The sequence below is a fragment of the Streptacidiphilus pinicola genome (assembly GCF_003258295.1).
Lineage (GTDB): Bacteria > Actinomycetota > Actinomycetes > Streptomycetales > Streptomycetaceae > Streptacidiphilus > Streptacidiphilus pinicola.
In genome coordinates this window covers 68862-84847 of sequence record NZ_QKYN01000065.1, presented here as the reverse complement: position 1 = coordinate 84847, position 15986 = coordinate 68862, and the positions used below count along the sequence as shown (strand labels likewise).

Genomic DNA, 15986 nt, shown 5'->3' with positions numbered 1-15986 from the left:
CGGTACGCTTCCGGGGCATGACCAGCGGCCGCGTCACCCCCGATCTCGACACCTTCCGCAAGCTCGCCGTCGACCGCCGGGTGATCCCGGTGACCCGGCGGCTGCTGGCCGACGGGGACACGCCTGTCGGCGTCTACCGCAAGCTCGCGGGCGAGCGGCCGGGCACCTTCCTGCTGGAGAGCGCCGAGCAGGGCCGCCACTGGTCGCGCTACTCCTTCGTCGGCGTGCGCAGCAGCGCGCAGCTGACCGTCGACGCCGAGGGCGACGCGTGCTGGATCGGCACCCCGCCCGTCGGCGTGCCCACCTCCGGTGACCCGCTGCAGGTGCTCCGCGCCACCATCGAGGCGCTGCGCGGCCCGCGCGACCTGCACGCCGGCGGCGAACTGCCGCCGTTCACCGGCGGCCTGGTCGGCTACCTCGGCTACGACATCGTCCGCCGGCTGGAGCGACTGCCCGAACTCGCCCCGGACGACCTGCGGCTGCCCGAGCTGACGATGCTCTTCAGCGACGACCTCGCGGTGCTCGACCACACCGACGGCTCGGTGCTGCTCATCGCCAACGCCGTCAACCGCGACGACCGGCCGACCGGCGTCGACGCGGCCTGGGAGGACGCCGTCAAGCGCCTGGACCGGATGACCGCCGATCTGGCCAGGCCCGTCGCGGCCGGCGCCGCGGTGCTCACCCCGGTCGCCTCCGTCGACGCGGTCTCGCCGTTCGGCGGCGCGCCCTACCGGGCCGCGGTCGAGGCCGTGAAGGAGCGGATCCGGGCGGGCGAGGCCTTCCAGGTCGTGCCCTCGCAGCGGTTCGAGGTCGACTGCCCGGCGAGCGCGCTCGACGTCTACCGGGTGCTGCGCACCACCAACCCCAGCCCGTACATGTACCTCTTCCGCTTCGGGGCCTCCGGCCCCGACAGCGAGCCGTTCGACGTGGTGGGCTCCAGCCCCGAGGCGTTGGTCAAGGTCGAGGACGGCGAGGCGATGGTGCACCCCATCGCCGGCACCCGGCCGCGCGGGGCCACCCCCGAGCGCGACGCGGAGCTGGCCGCCGAACTGCTGGCCGACCCCAAGGAGCGCGCCGAGCACCTGATGCTCGTCGACCTCGGCCGCAACGACCTCGGCCGGGTCTGCGCGCCGGGCAGCGTCGAGGTGGTCGACTTCATGACCATCGAGCGCTACAGCCACGTGATGCACATCGTCTCCACGGTCACCGGCCGCGTCGCCGCCGACCGCACCGCCTTCGACGTGCTGACCGCCTGTTTCCCCGCCGGGACCCTCTCCGGCGCGCCGAAGCCGCGGGCGATGCAGATCATCGAGGAGCTGGAGCCCACCCGCCGCGGCCTGTACGGGGGTTGCGTCGGCTACTTCGACTTCGCCGGTGACTCCGACACCGCCATCGCCATCCGCACCGCGCTGATCCGCGACGGCAAGGCCTACGTCCAGGCGGGCGCGGGCGTCGTCGCCGACTCGGACCCCGAGAGCGAGGACCAGGAGTGCCGCAACAAGGCCGCGGCGGTGCTGCGCGCCGTCGCCGCGGCCGCCACCCTGCGTCCGGCCGCGACGCCGGGCGCCGGGACCACCCTGGCTCCGAACGACGGGGCGGGGCAGGGCACACTGGAGCGGTGAGCCCCGAGCAGACGACCGCAGCGACCACCGCCCAGCCGACCGAGCCGACCGAGCCGACCCAGCCGAGCGAGCAGGCGGGGGCGGCGCCGGAGGCGAAGCCCTGGCGGCGCCCGCTCGCCCTCACGCTGCTCCTCTCGGTCGCGGGCGCGACGCTGCTGCTGGTCGCCGCCGGGCAGACCTGGGTCTCGGGCAAGGTCGAGGCGCAGGGCGCGGTCCGGGACGTCACCGCCCACGGCAGCGAGCTGAGCGGCGTGCCGAGCGCGATGGCGCTGGTCGCGCTGGCCTCCGTGGTCGCGGTCTTCGCGGTGCGCGGCAAGGCCCGCCGGGTCCTGGGCGGCCTGGTCGTGCTCGCCGGCGGCGCCGCGGCCGGGGCCGCAGCGACGGGCGCGCTCGGCTCCGACTCCGGCGCGCTGGACGACAAGGCGGCCCGCTCGGTGGGGCTGACCGAGGTCACCGCGACCGCGCTGTCGCACACGGCCTGGCCGTGGGCGGCGCTGCTCGGCGGCCTGCTGGTCCTCGCGGCCGGCGTGCTGACGGTGCTGCGCGGCGCGGACTGGCCGGGCATGTCGGCCCGGTACGACGCCCCGGCGGGCAAGAAGGCCGCCGCCCCGGCGCGCGCCAGGGCGTCCGCATCGTCCTCCGCGGCCCAGCAGAGCCCCGCGGATCTCTGGAAGGCACTGGACCGGGGCGAGGACCCCACTGCAGGCTGACCCCGGCGATACGGGACAATGGACCAGGAGAACTCTCCCGGGCGGGAGAGTCCTAGAACTAGGAGCAGTAAATGTCGGCAAACAGCCACGGACACACCACCGCCGCCTGGACCGGTGTCACGGTCTCGTTCCTCGGCTTCATGCTGGCCGGCGTGGCGATGGTCATTCCGAGCCCGATCCTCGTGACCATCGGCCTGGTCCTGGCCGCGGCCGGTGCGGTCGTCGGCAAGCTGATGTCGGCTGCCGGCTTCGGCAAGAAGCCCGCCACCCACGCTGCCCCGGCGGCCAAGGAGTCGGTCTCCAGCAGCGTCTCCGCCTGAGACCCGGCCGGAGAGTTCTCCCGACACGGCGGCGCGCCCCCAGCGGGCGGTGCCGCCTGTCCGGTGAAGAATGGCCGGGTGACCGCCGCCTCCCCCTCCCCCGAGCGGTCCGTCCGCGTCCCGCTGGGGCTGCTGGGCGCCGGCCTGACGGCGACGGCCTACGTCGGCGCGGTCGACCCGAACCGGCCCGGCCACTACCCCGTCTGCCCGTTCCTGGCGCTGACCGGCTGGTGGTGCCCCGGCTGCGGGGGCCTGCGCGCCGTCCACGCGCTGACGCGCGGCGATCTCGGCACCGCCCTGCACGACAACGTGCTCGTGGTCGCCCTGTGCGGTTTCACCGCCTCCTTCTGGACCCTGTGGGCGCTGCGCGCGCTACGCGGGCGACCCCGTCCGGCCCTGCGTATGGGCCGTCCGTGGTGGGTCGCGGCCGCGGTCCTGGTGCTCGCGTTCACCCTGGTGCGCAACCTTCCCACCGGCACTTTTCTCGCACCGTGACCGCCCGGCGGGTGTCCGGGGAGCGAGACCGCACCCCGCTCGATTCAGGTTCGGCGGGGCCGGACGGATACCATCGATCCAGGTCATCGGCAGACAGGCATCCGAGAGACGCCGACGTGTACGAGACCACCAACCGACCCGACGAATGGGGGCTCCGAGTGAGCGTGCTCGACGAGATCATCGCCGGTGTCCGTGAGGACCTCGCGGAGCGTCAGGCCCAGGTCTCGCTGGACGAGCTCAAGGAACTCGCGGCCAAGGCCCCGGAGGCCAAGGACGGCGTGGCCGCGCTCGGCGGCGAGGGCGTCGCGGTCATCTGCGAGGTCAAGCGCTCCAGCCCGTCCAAGGGTGCCCTGGCCGCGATCGCGGACCCCGCGGCGCTGGCCCGCGACTACGCGGCGGGCGGCGCGGCCGCGATCTCCGTGCTCACCGAGCAGCGGCGCTTCGGCGGCTCGCTGGCCGACCTCAAGGCGGTCCGCGCCGCGGTCGACACGCCGCTCCTGCGCAAGGACTTCATCGTCACCTCCTATCAGCTGTGGGAGGCCCGCGCCTACGGGGCCGACCTGGCCCTGCTGATCGTCGCCGCGCTGGACCAGGAGGCCCTGGTCTCCCTGATCGAGCGGGCCGAGTCGATCGGCCTGACCCCGCTGGTCGAGGTGCACGACGAGGAGGAGATCGCCCGCGCGGTCGACGCCGGCGCGCGCATCATCGGCGTGAACGCGCGGAATCTGAAGACCCTCGAGGTCGACCGGAACACCTTCGCCAACGTGGCCCACGCGATCCCGAACCACATCGTCAAGGTCGCCGAGTCCGGCGTCCGCGGTCCGCACGACCTGATCGCCTACGCCAACGACGGCGCCAACGCGGTGCTGGTCGGCGAGTCGCTGGTCACCGGCAAGGACCCGAAGGCCGCGGTCGCGGACCTGGTGGCCGCGGGCGCGCACCCGGCGCTGCGGCACGGCCGGTGATCCGGGCCCGTACGGAACGCTAGGATCTGACGCGTGACCTCCGACGCCCGCCACCAGCCCCGCCATGCCGGGCTGCAGCGCGGCTGCAAGCCGCGCGGGTGTCGTGCGCCCGCTCGGCGCGTCCTCGGGCGCCGGGTGCGGTACGTGATCGGGGCCGAGCCGGGCCAGGTTCCCGGGCGGCGATGGCAGCGCGTGCGGAGTGCCGCGCACCGCTGAGACGATGGGTCTCGACGCGGGTGCGCCGCTTCGCGCACGCCTGCCCACGTCCGTTCACATCCCCAAGGGAACACTCATGTCCGACGTGACATCCGTCCCCGACGCGCGCGGTTACTTCGGCGCGTACGGCGGTCGTTTCATTCCGGAGGCGCTGGTCGCCGCCGTCGAGCAGGTCGCCGACGAGTACGAGAAGGCCAAGGCCGACCCGGCATTCGCGGCCGAGCTGAACGCGCTGCTCAAGGACTACACGGGCCGTCCGAGCCCGCTGACCGACGTCCGCCGCTTCTCCGCGGAGGCCGGCGGGGCCAGGATCCTGCTCAAGCGCGAGGACCTGAACCACACCGGCTCGCACAAGATCAACAACGTGCTCGGCCAGGCGCTGCTGACCCGGCGGATGGGCAAGAACCGCCTCATCGCCGAGACCGGGGCCGGCCAGCACGGCGTCGCCACCGCGACCGCCGCCGCGCTCTTCGGCATGGAGTGCACCATCTACATGGGCGAGGTCGACACCCAGCGCCAGGCGCTGAACGTCGCCCGGATGCGGATGCTCGGTGCCGAGGTCGTGCCGGTGAAGTCCGGCAGCCGCACCCTCAAGGACGCGATCAACGAGGCGTTCCGCGACTGGGTCGCCAACGTCGACTCCACGCACTACCTCTTCGGCACCGTCGCCGGCCCGCACCCCTTCCCGATGATGGTCCGCGACTTCCACCGGGTCATCGGCCAGGAGGCCCGCGGCCAGGTACTGGAGCGCACCGGAAGGCTGCCGGACGCCGTGGTGGCCTGCGTCGGTGGCGGGTCCAACGCCATGGGTGTCTTCTACGACTTCATCCCCGACGCGGGCGTGCGCCTGATCGGCATCGAGGCGGCCGGCGAGGGCGTGCAGACGCTCCGGCACGCCGCGACCCTGACCAAGGGCGACCCGGGCGTGCTGCACGGCTCGCGCACCTACGTGCTGCAGGACGAGGACGGCCAGACCATCGAGTCGCACTCGATCTCGGCCGGTCTGGACTACCCGGGTGTCGGCCCGGAGCACGCGTACCTCAAGGACACCGGCCGCGCCGAGTACCGGCCGTGCACGGACGCCGACGCGATGGACGCGCTGCGGCTGCTCTCGCGCACCGAGGGCATCATCCCGGCCATCGAGTCCTCCCACGCCCTGGCCGGGGCCCTGGAGCTGGGCCGCGAGCTGGGCCCCGACGCGGTCATCCTGGTGAACCTCTCCGGCCGCGGGGACAAGGACATGCACACCGCCGCCCAGTACTTCGGGCTGCTCGACTCCTCCGACGCCGAGACCTCCGACGACGCTGCTGGCGGTGCCAAGTGACGAACGCCCTGCTGGACCAGACTCTCGCCGCCGCCAAGGCGGAGGGCCGTGCCGCGCTGATCGGCTACCTGCCGGCCGGCTTCCCGAGCGTCGCGGGCGCCGCGCAGGCGGTGCAGGCGCTGATCGACGGCGGCGCGGACGTCGTCGAGATCGGACTGCCGCACAGCGATCCGGTGCTGGACGGGCCGACCATCCAGACCGCCGACGACATCGCGCTGCGCGGCGGCGTGCGGACCAAGGACGTACTGGAGACGATCCGCACCGTCGCCGCCGCCAACCCGACCGTCCCGGTGCTGTGCATGACGTACTGGAACCCGGTCGACCGCTACGGCCAGGCGCGGTTCGCCGCCGATCTCGCGGCGGCGGGCGGCGCGGGCTGCATCCTGCCGGACCTGCCGGTCGAGGAGGCGGACGGGTGGCTCGCCGCGGCCGCCGAGCACGGGCTGGCGACGGTCTTCGTGGTCGCGCCCTCCAGCCGTGACGAGCGCCTCGGGATCATCACCGCCAAGGGCACCGGTTTCGTCTACGCCGCCGCCGTCATGGGAGTGACCGGCACCCGCACCCAGGTCGGCGAGATGGCCGAGGACCTGGCCGCGCGCACCCGGGCCACCACGGAGCTGCCGGTCTGCGTCGGCCTGGGCGTCTCCGACGCCGGACAGGCGGCCGAGGTGGCCGCCTTCGCCGACGGCGTCATCGTCGGCTCGGCCTTCGTCCAGCGGATCCTGGACGCCGACAGCCCGGAGGCGGGCTACGCGGCGGTCCGCGAGCTGGCCGCCGAGCTGGCCCGGGGCGTGCGCAAGCGCTGACGGCTCGTCACGAGGGGGCGCGGACTTCGGTCCGCGCCCCCTCGTCGTGTCGTCGTGCCGGGTGGGCTCGTCCGAACAGGCACTCGCCTGATCGGGCACTCGCCCGATCAGGCGACGGGGCGCGTGGCGCGGCCGGGGAGGCCGCGCGGGGTCGCCGATGATCGCGAGTGGGGCGTGCGTGTCCGTCCGGAGCCGCCTCCCGTGAGGCCGTCGAGGAGGACCCGTGCCGAATCCCCAGCGCAGCAGGGCGGCCCGGGCCGCCGTCGCCGCCCTTGTGCTCACCCTTGCGGTGGCCGCCGAATCCACCGTCAACCAGGCGCTGGCCGAGGCGCGCCACCCGCATCACGGCCACCACGTGAGCCACCGTCACCGTCATCATGCGGGCCCTGCCAAGCCGCAACCGCGGCCCGCGCAGTCCAAGCCGCAGACCAAGCCGCAGGCCGGTCCGGTCTTCGCGGACGTGCCGGACCGCGCCGTTGCCCTCGGCCTGCCGGCCCGGCTGGACGCCGACGGTGTGAGCATCGACGTCGGCTACGCGGACGCGCCCGTGCAGCTGACCCTCTTCGAGGACTACCGCTGCTCCGAGACGGCCAACTTCGAGGCCCGCCAGGGGTCGATGCTGCGCAGTCTGATCGCCCGTCACCGGGTGCTCGTCCACTACGTGATGGAGTCGTCACTCGACGAACGTCTGCCCGGTCCCGGCGCCGTGTCCGCCGCCGACGCGGCGCGCGCCGCGCTGGCCCACGGGGAGTTCCCGCTGTTCCACGCCCTGCTGCTGGCCAATCAGGGCCCGGAGGAGGTGGACGGCTTCACCACCGATCGCCTGCTGGCCCTGGCCGCCAGGGTGCCGGGACTGCGGTCGGCGGCGTTCGACTCCGAGGTTCGCACGCTCTACTGGAGGCCCTGGGTCGACGCCGCCCAGCACCTCTACGACACCGCGGGGGTGCACCACGGCACCCCGTCGATGCTGCTGAACGGTGGCGAGGTCGACCTCTGGGCGCATCCGGAGCTGCTCGACGACCCGTCCGCGCTCCAGCGCTTTGTGGAGAATGCTGCGAATCGCGGAGAATGACGCATGCCCGTTAAAGAACGTAAGGCAGGATTGGTCCCAATTGGCAGAGCCGGGCGGGAGGAGCCCGGGGCAAGGAGGGGGACCGCCGTGGTGGCCTGGATCGGCACGGCCGTGCGCATCGGCCTGGCCGTCGTCTGGGCCTGGGCGGGCCTGGCGAAGATCTCGGATCCACAGGCCGCGGCGCAGGCCGTGCGCGTCTACCGGATCCTGCCCGAGTCGCTGGTGAAGCCCTTCGGCTACGGCCTGCCGTTCCTGGAGCTGGCGCTCGCGCTGCTGCTCCTGGTCGGCCTCGGGACGCGGATCGCCGCGGTCATCTCCGGCGTGCTGCTGCTCGTCTACATCGGTTCGATCGCCTCGGTCTGGGCGCGCGGGATCTCCATCGACTGCGGCTGCTTCGGCGGCGGCGGCGCGGTGGCCGCCTCGAAGACGCAGTACTGGCAGGAGATCCTGCGCGACTGCGGCTTCCTGCTGTTGTCGGGCTGGCTGATCTGGCGTCCGAAGACCCGGCTGTCGCTGGACGGGTGGCTGACCGCATGAGTCAACACACCGACAGAACAGAAGACGTGATGAGCAACAAGAACGACGGCGGCAAGCGCAGCGCGCGTGAACGCATGCAGGCGGAGCGCGCCAAGCAGGAGGCGGCGGCCCGCAAGCGGCGCCAGCTCACCGTCATCCTGGCGGCGCTGGTCGTCATCGCGGCGGCGGTCGTGATCGGCATCGTGGTGCAGAACGGCCGCTCCAGCAGCTACAACGCCGCCGCGGACGCGCCGGCCGGCACGGTCGGCAACACCAGGCTGCTGATCCCCGTCGGCGGGACCACCGCGCCCAGCACGGTCACCATCTACGAGGACCCGCGCTGCCCGGCCTGCGAGCAGTTCGAGACCGGGATGAAGAGCACCATCAACCAGCTGCTGGCCCAGGGCAAGATCCAGATCCAGTACCACATCGCGTCGTTCATCGACCGCCACGACGGCGGCAAGGGCTCGAAGAACGCGGCCAACGCGCTGGCCTGCGCGCAGAACGTCGGGCTGTTCCACAACTACCACGACGTTCTCTACGCCAACCAGCCGGACGAGACCAACGACGCCTGGGCCGACAAGACCATCCTGATCAGCCTGGCCAAGCAGGTGCCCGGGCTGGACTCGCCCGCCTTCGAGTCCTGCGTCAACAACAACACCTACGGCAGCTGGGTGACGGCGGTGCAGTCGGACTTCGACAAGTCCGGCTACAACTCCACACCGACGGTGCTGCTCAACGGCACCTCCGCCTACTCGACGTACAACGGTGAGGACATCTCGCCGGCCAACTTCACCAAGTGGGTCGACACCGCGAACAAGGGCAAGCCGCTGGCGAGCATCCCCTCGGCCAGCGCCCAGGCCCTCGCCTCGCCGACCGCCCACAACAACCTGCCCGCGTCGGCGGGGGCCGGCCACTCCTGAGCCGGCCACTCCTGAGCCGGCCACTCCTGAGGTGAGGTCGGCCTTCGGGGCTGATCCGCCGCCCGACTACCGGGCGCGGATCAGCCCCGTCTGCATGGCGGCGGCGACCGCGGAGGTGCGGCTGTCGACGCCCAACTTGTCGTAGATGTGCACGAGATGGGTCTTCACCGTGGCCTCGCTGATGAAGAGGCGCTTGGAGATCTGCCGGTTCGGCAGACCCTCGGCCAGCAGCTCCAGGATCTCCAGCTCACGCGGGGAGAGCACCGGCCGCCCCGGGCGGGAGCGGCCCAGCAGCCGGGCGGCGACGGGCGGCGCGAGCACCGTCTCGCCCTTGGCCGCGGCACGGATGGCCGAGGCCAGCTCCTCGGGCGGGGCATCCTTGAGCAGATAGCCCGTGGCCCCGGCCTCGACCGCGGAGAGGATGTCCGCGTCGGTGCTGTAGGTGGTCAGGATCAGCACGGCCGGGGGATCGGGGAGCGCGGTGAGCCGGCGTGTGGTCTCCACGCCGTGCATGCCGGAGCCCATCTGCAGATCCATCAGCACCACGTCGGGCCGGGGACGGCCGTCCGCGGCGAACTGCTCCAGCAGCCGTAGGGCCTCGGCTCCGTCGGCGGCCTCGCCGACCGGCTCCAGCTCGGGCAGCTCCTCCAGCAGGGCCCGCAGGCCGCGCCGGACGACGGGGTGGTCGTCGACCAGGACGACGGTGATCACGAGGCGCGCTCCACGGGATGCACGGGGTGCGGGCGGGCGGTGGATTCGACGGGCTGGGTCACGGCAGGCGCGTGCTGGGACGGCGCAGGATCAGGCTGGGCGTGCGGTCCGCGCAGCGGGATCGCGGCGGCGACGGCCGTGCCCTCGCCGGGCGCGGACTCGATGGTCAGCGTGCCGCCGAGCTCGGCGATCCGCTCCCGCATGCCGTGCAGGCCGAAGCGCGGACGGCCGGCCGAACCCCCGGTGCCCTCCGGCGCGTCGGGGGTGAAGCCGACGCCGTCGTCGAACACGTCGAGGGTGACCTCGTCGTCCAGGTAGGAGAGGGTGACCGCGGCCCGCTCGGCACGGGCGTGGCGCTGCACGTTGGCCAGCGCCTCCTGGGTCAGGCGCAGCAGCGCGACCTCGGCCTCGAGCGGCAGCGGGCAGGGCTCGCCGTCGAGGTGGAAGGCGACCCGGGGGACCGGACCGCAGCCGGCGGTGACCCGGCGCAGCGCCTCGGCCAGCGTCGCGTCCTGCAGCGAGGGCGGCGTCAGCGCCGCGACGAAGCGGCGCGCCTCCGTCAGGTTCTCCCCGGCGGTGGCGCCGATCTCGCGCACCCGCTCGGCCGCCGCCTCCGCCCCGGACGGCAGGGCCGACTCCGCGGAGCGGGCCAGCAGCACGATGGAGGAGAGCCCCTGGGCCAGCGTGTCGTGGATCTCCCGGGCCAGCCTGGCCCGCTCGGCGAGCCGCCCGGCCTCGCGCTGGGACTCGGCCAACTCGTCCCTGGTGCGCACCAGGTCGTCGATCAGCGCCTGACGACGCCGGCTCTCGCGGTACAGCCCGGCGTATCCGTACGCCGTCAACACCGCGACGGCCGCGCCCGCGCACGGCCCTATCACCTTGGCCGGCGTCAGCCCGCCCGAGGTCGTCGACTGGGCCGCGATGACGACCCCCGTCAGCAGCGCGACCGAGGGCACCGACCAGCGCGCCGGCAGCAGGTGCAGATAGAGGAAGTAGAGCGGGAAGGCCACGTAGCCCGCGCCGGGGGAGGCCGCGGCCAGGGCCACCCAGAGCACGGTGACCGCCGCCAGCCAGAGCAGGCCGTCCCGCCGGGCGGCCTCGGGCCGGGCGAAGAGCCCGCCGAAGGCGTAGGCCGCGCCCAGCGCGGCACCCAGCACCCAGGTGGTGGCGCCGCCGCCGAGGCAACCGATGACCAGCAGCAGGTAGAACATGGCGTGCAGGGCGACCCGCATCACCCGGAGCGCGGGCATCCGTGCCGGGTCGTGCTGTGCGGGGGGAGTGCTGGTCACGGCATCGACCCTACGTCCCGGCAGCGACGGGCTGCGTCCTGGGGCCATCAACCTTTCGGTTGATTCGGAACCCATCCTCTCCCCGATGGCATGCCCCTCTTCATGGGCGAGCGTGGAGGACGTCAGCCGGTCCCTTCCGCTCCGAGGAGTGCCTCCCGTGTTCGTCGCCCTGCGTGACATCCGCTTCGCCAAGGGGCGCTTCGCCCTGATGGGCGCGGTCGTCACGCTCATCACCACCCTCGTGGTCTTCCTGTACGGCCTCACCGGCGGCCTCGCCTCCGCGGCCTCGTCCTCGATCGCGCAGTTGCCGACGCAGGACGTCGTCTTCGGTGCGCCGCGTGGCGCGACGCCGGAGGTCTCCTTCAGCAACAGCGGGATCACGCCCCAGCAGGAGCAGGCCTTCGCGGCCGCGCCCGGGATAGGCAGGGTCGAGCCGCTCGGGGTGGCCATGTCCCGGCTGACCGGCGACGGCGGCGCCACCTCGGTCAGCGTCTTCGGCGCCTCGGACGACCTGCTGCCGCCGGTGCTCTCGGGCGCGGCCCCGCAGCCCGGCCAGGTGGCGGTGAGCCAGAAGGTGGCGGACGACGGCAGGCTGCGCGTCGGCGACAAGGTGTCCGTCGGCGGAGAGACGCTCACCGTCTCCGCGATCACCGCCGATCGCTCCTACGCCCACGCACCCAGCGTCTGGACCCCGACCGCCACCTGGTCCCGGGTCACCGGTGCCAAGCAGCCCAACGCCCTTGTGGTCGACCCGGGTTCCGCCGACGTGGCGGCGCTCGACACGGCGCAGAACACCCGGACGGTCTCCCGGGAGGGCGCGCTGGCCGGGATCGACGGGTTCTCGGCCGAGCAGGGCAGCCTGCAGATGATCCAGGGCTTCCTCTTCGCCGTCAGCGCGCTCGTGGTCGGGGCGTTCTTCACGGTGTGGACGGTGCAGCGCAAGGCCGACATCGCGGTGCTCAAGGCCGTCGGCGCCTCCAGCGGCTACCTGGTCCGCGACGCCCTGGCACAGGCCCTCGCCCTGCTGGTGGTCGGCGCCGTGACGGGGGCGGTCGTGGGCTTCGCCGGCGGCGCGGTGCTCGGCGGCTCGGGCATGCCGTTCACCCTCGGCGCCGCGACGGTGGCCGTCCCGGTCGTCGTCATGGTCCTGCTGGGCCTGGCCGGCGCCGCCCTCGCCGTCCGCCGTATCACCTCCGTCGACCCACTGACCGCGCTGGGAGCCAACCGATGAGTCTCGTCCTGTCCGACATCGTCCTGACGTACCCCGACGGGGACCGTCGGCTCACCGCGCTGGACGGAGTCTCCCTGGAGGTCGCCGCCGGCGAGTTCACCGCGGTGGTCGGTCCCTCCGGCTCCGGCAAGTCCAGCCTGCTGGCCGTCGCGGCGACGCTGCTGACGCCCGACGCGGGCCGCGTGCTCGTCGGCGGCCAGGACGTGGGCGCGCTGAGCGCGGCCCAGCGCACCGCGTTGCGCCGCGACCGGATCGGCATCGTCTTCCAGCAGTCCAACCTGCTGGCCTCGCTGACCGCGGTCGAGCAGCTCCAGGCCCTCGCCCACCTGCGCGGTGAGAAGCCGCGCGCCGTGGCCGCCCGTGCCGAGAGCCTGCTGGCCTCCGTCGGACTGACCGACGGCAAGCAGCACCGCCGCCCGCACCAGCTCTCCGGTGGTGAGCGTCAGCGCGTCAACATAGCGCGGGCCCTGTTCGCGGAGCCCTCGGTGCTGCTGGTCGACGAGCCCACCTCCGCCCTGGACCACGAGCGCGGCGAGCAGATCGTGGGTCTGCTGGCCCGGATCACCCGCGAGCACGGCACGGCGACGATCATGGTCACCCACGACAAGGCCCAGCTCAGGGCCGCGGACCGGGTGCTGGAGATGGTCGACGGACGCCTGGCCGAGGCCGTCCCGGCCTAGCGTTCCTTAGGGAAGGAATGCCTAACTTCGCAGGTCAGGGCGTTAGTAAGGCAGTCCTGCCTTGCTGGAAATGGAATTCCGGAAGCGTTAGCTTCCTAGGCGTGACGACGATGACGATGAGCGCCCAGGACATAGCCGAGACCGCCGAGGCGTACAAGCACGACCACCGCGACGTGAACGGCGGCTGGCTGCGCCCGGCGGTGTTCGGCGCGATGGACGGCCTGGTGTCCAACTTCGCGCTCATGTCGGGTGTCGTCGGCGGCAGTGCCGGCCACAACGTGATCGTGCTGACGGGGCTCGCCGGTCTCGCGGCCGGTGCGTTCTCGATGGCCGCGGGGGAGTACACCTCCGTGGCCTCGCAGGGCGAGATGGTCCAGGCGGAGCTGGCGCTCGAGCGCCGCGAGCTGGAGCGCAACCCGGAGGAGGAGCTGGCCGAGCTCGCCCAGCTCTACGTCGAGCGCGGCGTGGAGCCGAAGCTGGCGTTCGAGGTGGCGCAGCAGCTCAGCGCGGACCCGGAGCGGGCCCTGGAGGTGCACGCCCGCGAGGAGATGGGCATCGACCCGTACGACCTGCCGTCTCCGCTGGTCGCGGCCGTCTCCTCGTTCACCGCGTTCGCGCTGGGCGCACTGCTGCCGCTGCTTCCGTACCTGCTCGGGGCGACCTCGCTGCTGCCGGCGATCGGCATCGCCGCGGTGGGCCTGTTCGCGGCGGGCGCCGTCGTCAGCAAGGTCACCGCCCGCACCTGGTGGTTCTCCGGCCTGCGCCAGCTGGTGCTGGGCGGTGCCGCGGCGGGCGTGACCTTCTTCCTGGGTGGCCTGATCGGCGGTCACATCGGCTGACGCGCCCGCGCGATCAGGCAGTCACACGGTCGCGCGGTCACATGGTCACGCGCTCGCGTGCGGCCGGGCGAGGTTGTCGGGGCGGAGCAGCTCGTCCAGCGCCGTCTCGCTCAACAGCCCGCGGCGCAGCACGAGTTCGCGGACCGGCATGCCGGTCGTCAGCGCCTCCTGGGCGACGGCGGTGGCGTTCTCGTAGCCGATGTGCGGGTTCAGCGCGGTGACCAGCCCGATGGAGCGGCCGACCAGCTCGGCCAGGTGGTCGCGGTTGGCGGTGATGCCGACGACGCACCGCTCGGCGAGGATCGCGCAGCCGGCCCGCAGATGCGTCAGGCTCTTCAGCAGGCTGTGGGCGATGATCGGCTCGAAGGCGTTGAGCTGTAGCTGCCCGGCCTCGGCGGCGAAGGTCACCGTGAGGTCGTTGCCGATCACCTCGAAGGCGATCTGGTTGACGGCCTCCGGGATCACCGGGTTGACCTTGCCCGGCATGATGCTCGAACCCGCCTGGACGGCGGGCAGGTTGATCTCGCCGAGCCCGGTGCGCGGGCCGGAGGAGAGCAGCCGCAGGTCGTTGCAGGTCTTGGAGAGCTTGACCGCGATCCGCTTGAGCACGCCGGAGAGCTGGACGAACGCCCCGGCGTCCTGCGTCGCCTCGACCAGGTCTCCGGCCACCACCAGCGGCAGACCGGTGAGCGCGCCGAGGTGGGCGCAGGCCGTGCCGGCGTAGGCGGGGTGGGCGTTGAGGCCGGTGCCGATCGCGGTGCCGCCGAGGTTGATCTCGCTGATCAGCGCGCAGGCCTCGGCCAGTCGGCCGCGGTCCTCCTCCAGCATCACCGCGAAGGCGGTGAACTCCTGACCGAGCGTCATCGGCACGGCGTCCTGGAGCTGCGTGCGGCCCATCTTCAGGACGTCCGTGAACTCCTCGGCCTTGGCGGCGAACGTGTCCCGCAGGTGCGCCATCGTGTCCAGCAGCGCGCGGGCGGCGAAGTGCAGCGCGATCTTGACCGCGGTCGGGTAGACGTCGTTGGTGCTCTGGCCGGCGTTGACGTCCTCCAGCGGGTGCAGCAGCCGGTACTCGCCCTTGGCGTGCCCGAGCAGCTCCAGCGCGCGGTTGGCGACGACCTCGTTGGCGTTCATGTTGGTCGAGGTGCCGGCGCCGCCCTGGATCACGTCCACCACGAACTGGTCGTGCAGCCGCCCCGCCCGGATCTCCTCGCAGGCGGTTGCGATGGCGTCGGCCTTGTCCGGGTCGAGCAGCCCCAGATCGCGGTTGGCCAGCGCGGCCGCCTGCTTGACGCAGGCCAGCGCCGCGACCAGCTCCGGGTAGGCCGAGATCGGCGTGCCGGTGACGGGGAAGTTCTCCAGCGCCCGGAGCGTGTGGACGCCGTAGTAGGCGTCGGCGGGGACGGCACGGTCGCCGAGCAGGTCGTGTTCGCTGCGCGTTTGCATGGGCGCAAGATTAGTGCTGATGCCGAGCAATCGGGTTGCCTGTTCAACCTCCTCTGGCCCATAACCAGGGTGGATAATCGCGCCATGGATGACATTGACCGCGAGATCTTGCGTGAGCTCCAGAAGGACGGCCGGCTGACCAACCAGGAGCTGGCCCAGCGCGTCGGCCTGACGGCCTCGCCGTGCATGCGCCGGGTGCGCCAGCTGGAGCAGGACGGGGTGATCCAGGGCTACCGCGCCGTGGTCGACCCGGACGCGGTCGGACGCGGCTTCGAGGTGCTGGTCTCGATCGAACGCGACACCCGCGAGGTGGCCGCCTTCGAGGAGGCGCTGCAGACGCTCCCCGACGTCGTCGAGGCGTACCGGCTGATGGGCAGCCCCGCCTGCCTGCTGCGCGTGGCCGTGGCCGATCTCGCCGCCTACGAGAAGCTCTGGACGGAGAAGCTGACGACGCTGCCCGGGGTCACCGCGGTCAACTCGCAGATCATCATGAAGCCGATCAAGGAGCCCGTCGGCCTGCCGGTCGAGCGCTGAACACGGGCGGACCTGCGCATTCCAGGTGGTGTTACTCACACAGGGCAATCGCGTGAACCCCCTGTTTCGCAGGTGCGGCGATCGGGCAGACTTGCGAGGACGTCCGAATACCCCTGACCCTGGGGACGAAGCGGGCGGACCCCCCCACGGGATGTCCTTTTCACGGCCTCCACCCACGGCCGCACGCAGCTGGCTCGTCCACATGATGGACTGAAAAATCCACTGAGTGGAATCTCGGGCATCATGTAACTTGCAACACACACGTAATCGCTAAGGGCCAGCGTCGT

The 15986-nt window shown here is 72.6% G+C and carries 18 protein-coding genes; 15 read left to right on the top strand and 3 right to left on the bottom strand.

Translation table 11 applies throughout. The annotated features are described in order from the left end of the window. The first annotated feature begins 17 nt into the window (after positions 1–17). The 11 genes from DN069_RS16760 to DN069_RS16710 all read left to right on the top strand — a co-directional run bounded on the left by DN069_RS16760 (position 18) and on the right by DN069_RS16710 (position 8969). Positions 18–1622 (top strand): anthranilate synthase component I, encoded by a 1605-nt coding sequence (locus tag DN069_RS16760; RefSeq protein WP_111501805.1) that lies wholly within the window; start codon positions 18–20, stop codon positions 1620–1622. Then, positions 1619–2332, top strand: a complete 714-nt coding sequence (locus DN069_RS16755) for a TIGR02234 family membrane protein (RefSeq protein WP_111501804.1) — start codon at positions 1619–1621, stop codon at positions 2330–2332. The genes DN069_RS16760 and DN069_RS16755 overlap by 4 nt, the downstream gene beginning before the upstream one ends. Before the next feature lie 71 nt (positions 2333–2403). Then, complete coding sequence (locus tag DN069_RS16750; RefSeq protein ID WP_111501803.1) at positions 2404–2652, top strand: HGxxPAAW family protein; 249 nt, start codon at positions 2404–2406, stop codon at positions 2650–2652. A gap of 78 nt (positions 2653–2730) precedes the next feature. Beyond that, positions 2731–3147 (top strand): DUF2752 domain-containing protein, encoded by a 417-nt coding sequence (locus DN069_RS16745; RefSeq protein ID WP_243639327.1) that lies wholly within the window; start codon positions 2731–2733, stop codon positions 3145–3147. Positions 3148–3305: 158 nt separating this feature from the next. Then, complete coding sequence (gene trpC, locus DN069_RS16740) at positions 3306–4112, top strand: indole-3-glycerol phosphate synthase TrpC (RefSeq protein WP_111501801.1); 807 nt, start codon at positions 3306–3308, stop codon at positions 4110–4112. Positions 4113–4145: 33 nt separating this feature from the next. Continuing rightward, entirely contained in the window at positions 4146–4328 is a 183-nt protein-coding gene (gene trpM / locus DN069_RS42845) for a tryptophan biosynthesis modulator TrpM (RefSeq protein ID WP_111501800.1), read from the top strand. A gap of 76 nt (positions 4329–4404) precedes the next feature. Continuing rightward, positions 4405–5652 carry a tryptophan synthase subunit beta gene (gene trpB / locus DN069_RS16730; protein ID WP_111501799.1) on the top strand — a complete coding sequence of 416 codons (1248 nt, stop codon included), beginning with the start codon at positions 4405–4407 and terminating at the stop codon, positions 5650–5652. Further along, positions 5649–6458 (top strand): tryptophan synthase subunit alpha, encoded by an 810-nt coding sequence (gene trpA, locus DN069_RS16725; RefSeq protein ID WP_111501798.1) that lies wholly within the window; start codon positions 5649–5651, stop codon positions 6456–6458. The genes trpB and trpA overlap by 4 nt, the downstream gene beginning before the upstream one ends. Before the next feature lie 223 nt (positions 6459–6681). After that, positions 6682–7530, top strand: a complete 849-nt coding sequence (locus DN069_RS16720; RefSeq protein ID WP_111501797.1) for a DsbA family protein — start codon at positions 6682–6684, stop codon at positions 7528–7530. Between the two features lie 87 nt (positions 7531–7617). Further along, a complete protein-coding gene (locus tag DN069_RS16715; RefSeq protein WP_243639324.1) occupies positions 7618–8067 on the top strand; it encodes a MauE/DoxX family redox-associated membrane protein in 450 nt (149 codons plus the stop codon). Between the two features lie 29 nt (positions 8068–8096). Continuing rightward, entirely contained in the window at positions 8097–8969 is an 873-nt protein-coding gene (locus tag DN069_RS16710) for a DsbA family protein (RefSeq protein ID WP_111501796.1), read from the top strand. 66 nt (positions 8970–9035) lie between these two features. Here the strand turns inward: DN069_RS16710 and DN069_RS16705 are convergent, their stop codons facing one another. Together DN069_RS16705 and DN069_RS16700 are read right to left on the bottom strand one after the other, a co-directional pair. Then, positions 9036–9680: a response regulator gene (locus DN069_RS16705; RefSeq protein WP_111501795.1), complete on the bottom strand. Its 645-nt coding sequence runs from the start codon at positions 9678–9680 to the stop codon at positions 9036–9038. Beyond that, positions 9677–10969, bottom strand: a complete 1293-nt coding sequence (locus DN069_RS16700) for a sensor histidine kinase (RefSeq protein WP_341538476.1) — start codon at positions 10967–10969, stop codon at positions 9677–9679. Before DN069_RS16700 ends, DN069_RS16705 begins: the two co-directional genes overlap by 4 nt. Positions 10970–11126: 157 nt before the next feature. Between DN069_RS16700 and DN069_RS16695 the strand changes: the two genes are divergently transcribed. From DN069_RS16695 to DN069_RS16685, 3 genes are all read left to right on the top strand, one after another. Beyond that, positions 11127–12200 (top strand): FtsX-like permease family protein, encoded by a 1074-nt coding sequence (locus DN069_RS16695; RefSeq protein ID WP_111501793.1) that lies wholly within the window; start codon positions 11127–11129, stop codon positions 12198–12200. Continuing rightward, positions 12197–12880 carry an ABC transporter ATP-binding protein gene (locus tag DN069_RS16690; RefSeq protein ID WP_111501792.1) on the top strand — a complete coding sequence of 228 codons (684 nt, stop codon included), beginning with the start codon at positions 12197–12199 and terminating at the stop codon, positions 12878–12880. The genes DN069_RS16695 and DN069_RS16690 overlap by 4 nt, the downstream gene beginning before the upstream one ends. Before the next feature lie 110 nt (positions 12881–12990). Continuing rightward, positions 12991–13719 (top strand): VIT1/CCC1 transporter family protein, encoded by a 729-nt coding sequence (locus DN069_RS16685; RefSeq protein WP_111501791.1) that lies wholly within the window; start codon positions 12991–12993, stop codon positions 13717–13719. Positions 13720–13764: 45 nt separating this feature from the next. Here DN069_RS16685 and aspA read toward each other — a convergent pair whose 3' ends face one another. Then, entirely contained in the window at positions 13765–15165 is a 1401-nt protein-coding gene (aspA, locus tag DN069_RS16680; protein WP_111501790.1) for an aspartate ammonia-lyase, read from the bottom strand. Positions 15166–15249: 84 nt separating this feature from the next. Here aspA and DN069_RS16675 point away from each other — a divergent pair, with 84 nt between their 5' ends. Next, positions 15250–15699, top strand: coding sequence for an Lrp/AsnC family transcriptional regulator (locus tag DN069_RS16675; RefSeq protein ID WP_111501789.1), 450 nt, complete (start codon positions 15250–15252; stop codon positions 15697–15699). Positions 15700–15986 lie beyond the last annotated feature (287 nt).

Coding starts and splice junctions, on each gene's coding strand:
- DN069_RS16760 (WP_111501805.1), top strand. CDS start 18: ATGACCAGCGGCCGCGTCACCCCCGATCTCGACACCTTCCGCAAGCTC.
- DN069_RS16750 (WP_111501803.1), top strand. CDS start 2,404: ATGTCGGCAAACAGCCACGGACACACCACCGCCGCCTGGACCGGTGTC.
- trpB (WP_111501799.1), top strand. CDS start 4,405: ATGTCCGACGTGACATCCGTCCCCGACGCGCGCGGTTACTTCGGCGCG.
- DN069_RS16710 (WP_111501796.1), top strand. CDS start 8,097: ATGAGCAACAAGAACGACGGCGGCAAGCGCAGCGCGCGTGAACGCATG.
- DN069_RS16690 (WP_111501792.1), top strand. CDS start 12,197: ATGAGTCTCGTCCTGTCCGACATCGTCCTGACGTACCCCGACGGGGAC.
- DN069_RS16685 (WP_111501791.1), top strand. CDS start 12,991: ATGACGATGAGCGCCCAGGACATAGCCGAGACCGCCGAGGCGTACAAG.
- aspA (WP_111501790.1), bottom strand. CDS start 15,165: ATGCAAACGCGCAGCGAACACGACCTGCTCGGCGACCGTGCCGTCCCC.
- DN069_RS16675 (WP_111501789.1), top strand. CDS start 15,250: ATGGATGACATTGACCGCGAGATCTTGCGTGAGCTCCAGAAGGACGGC.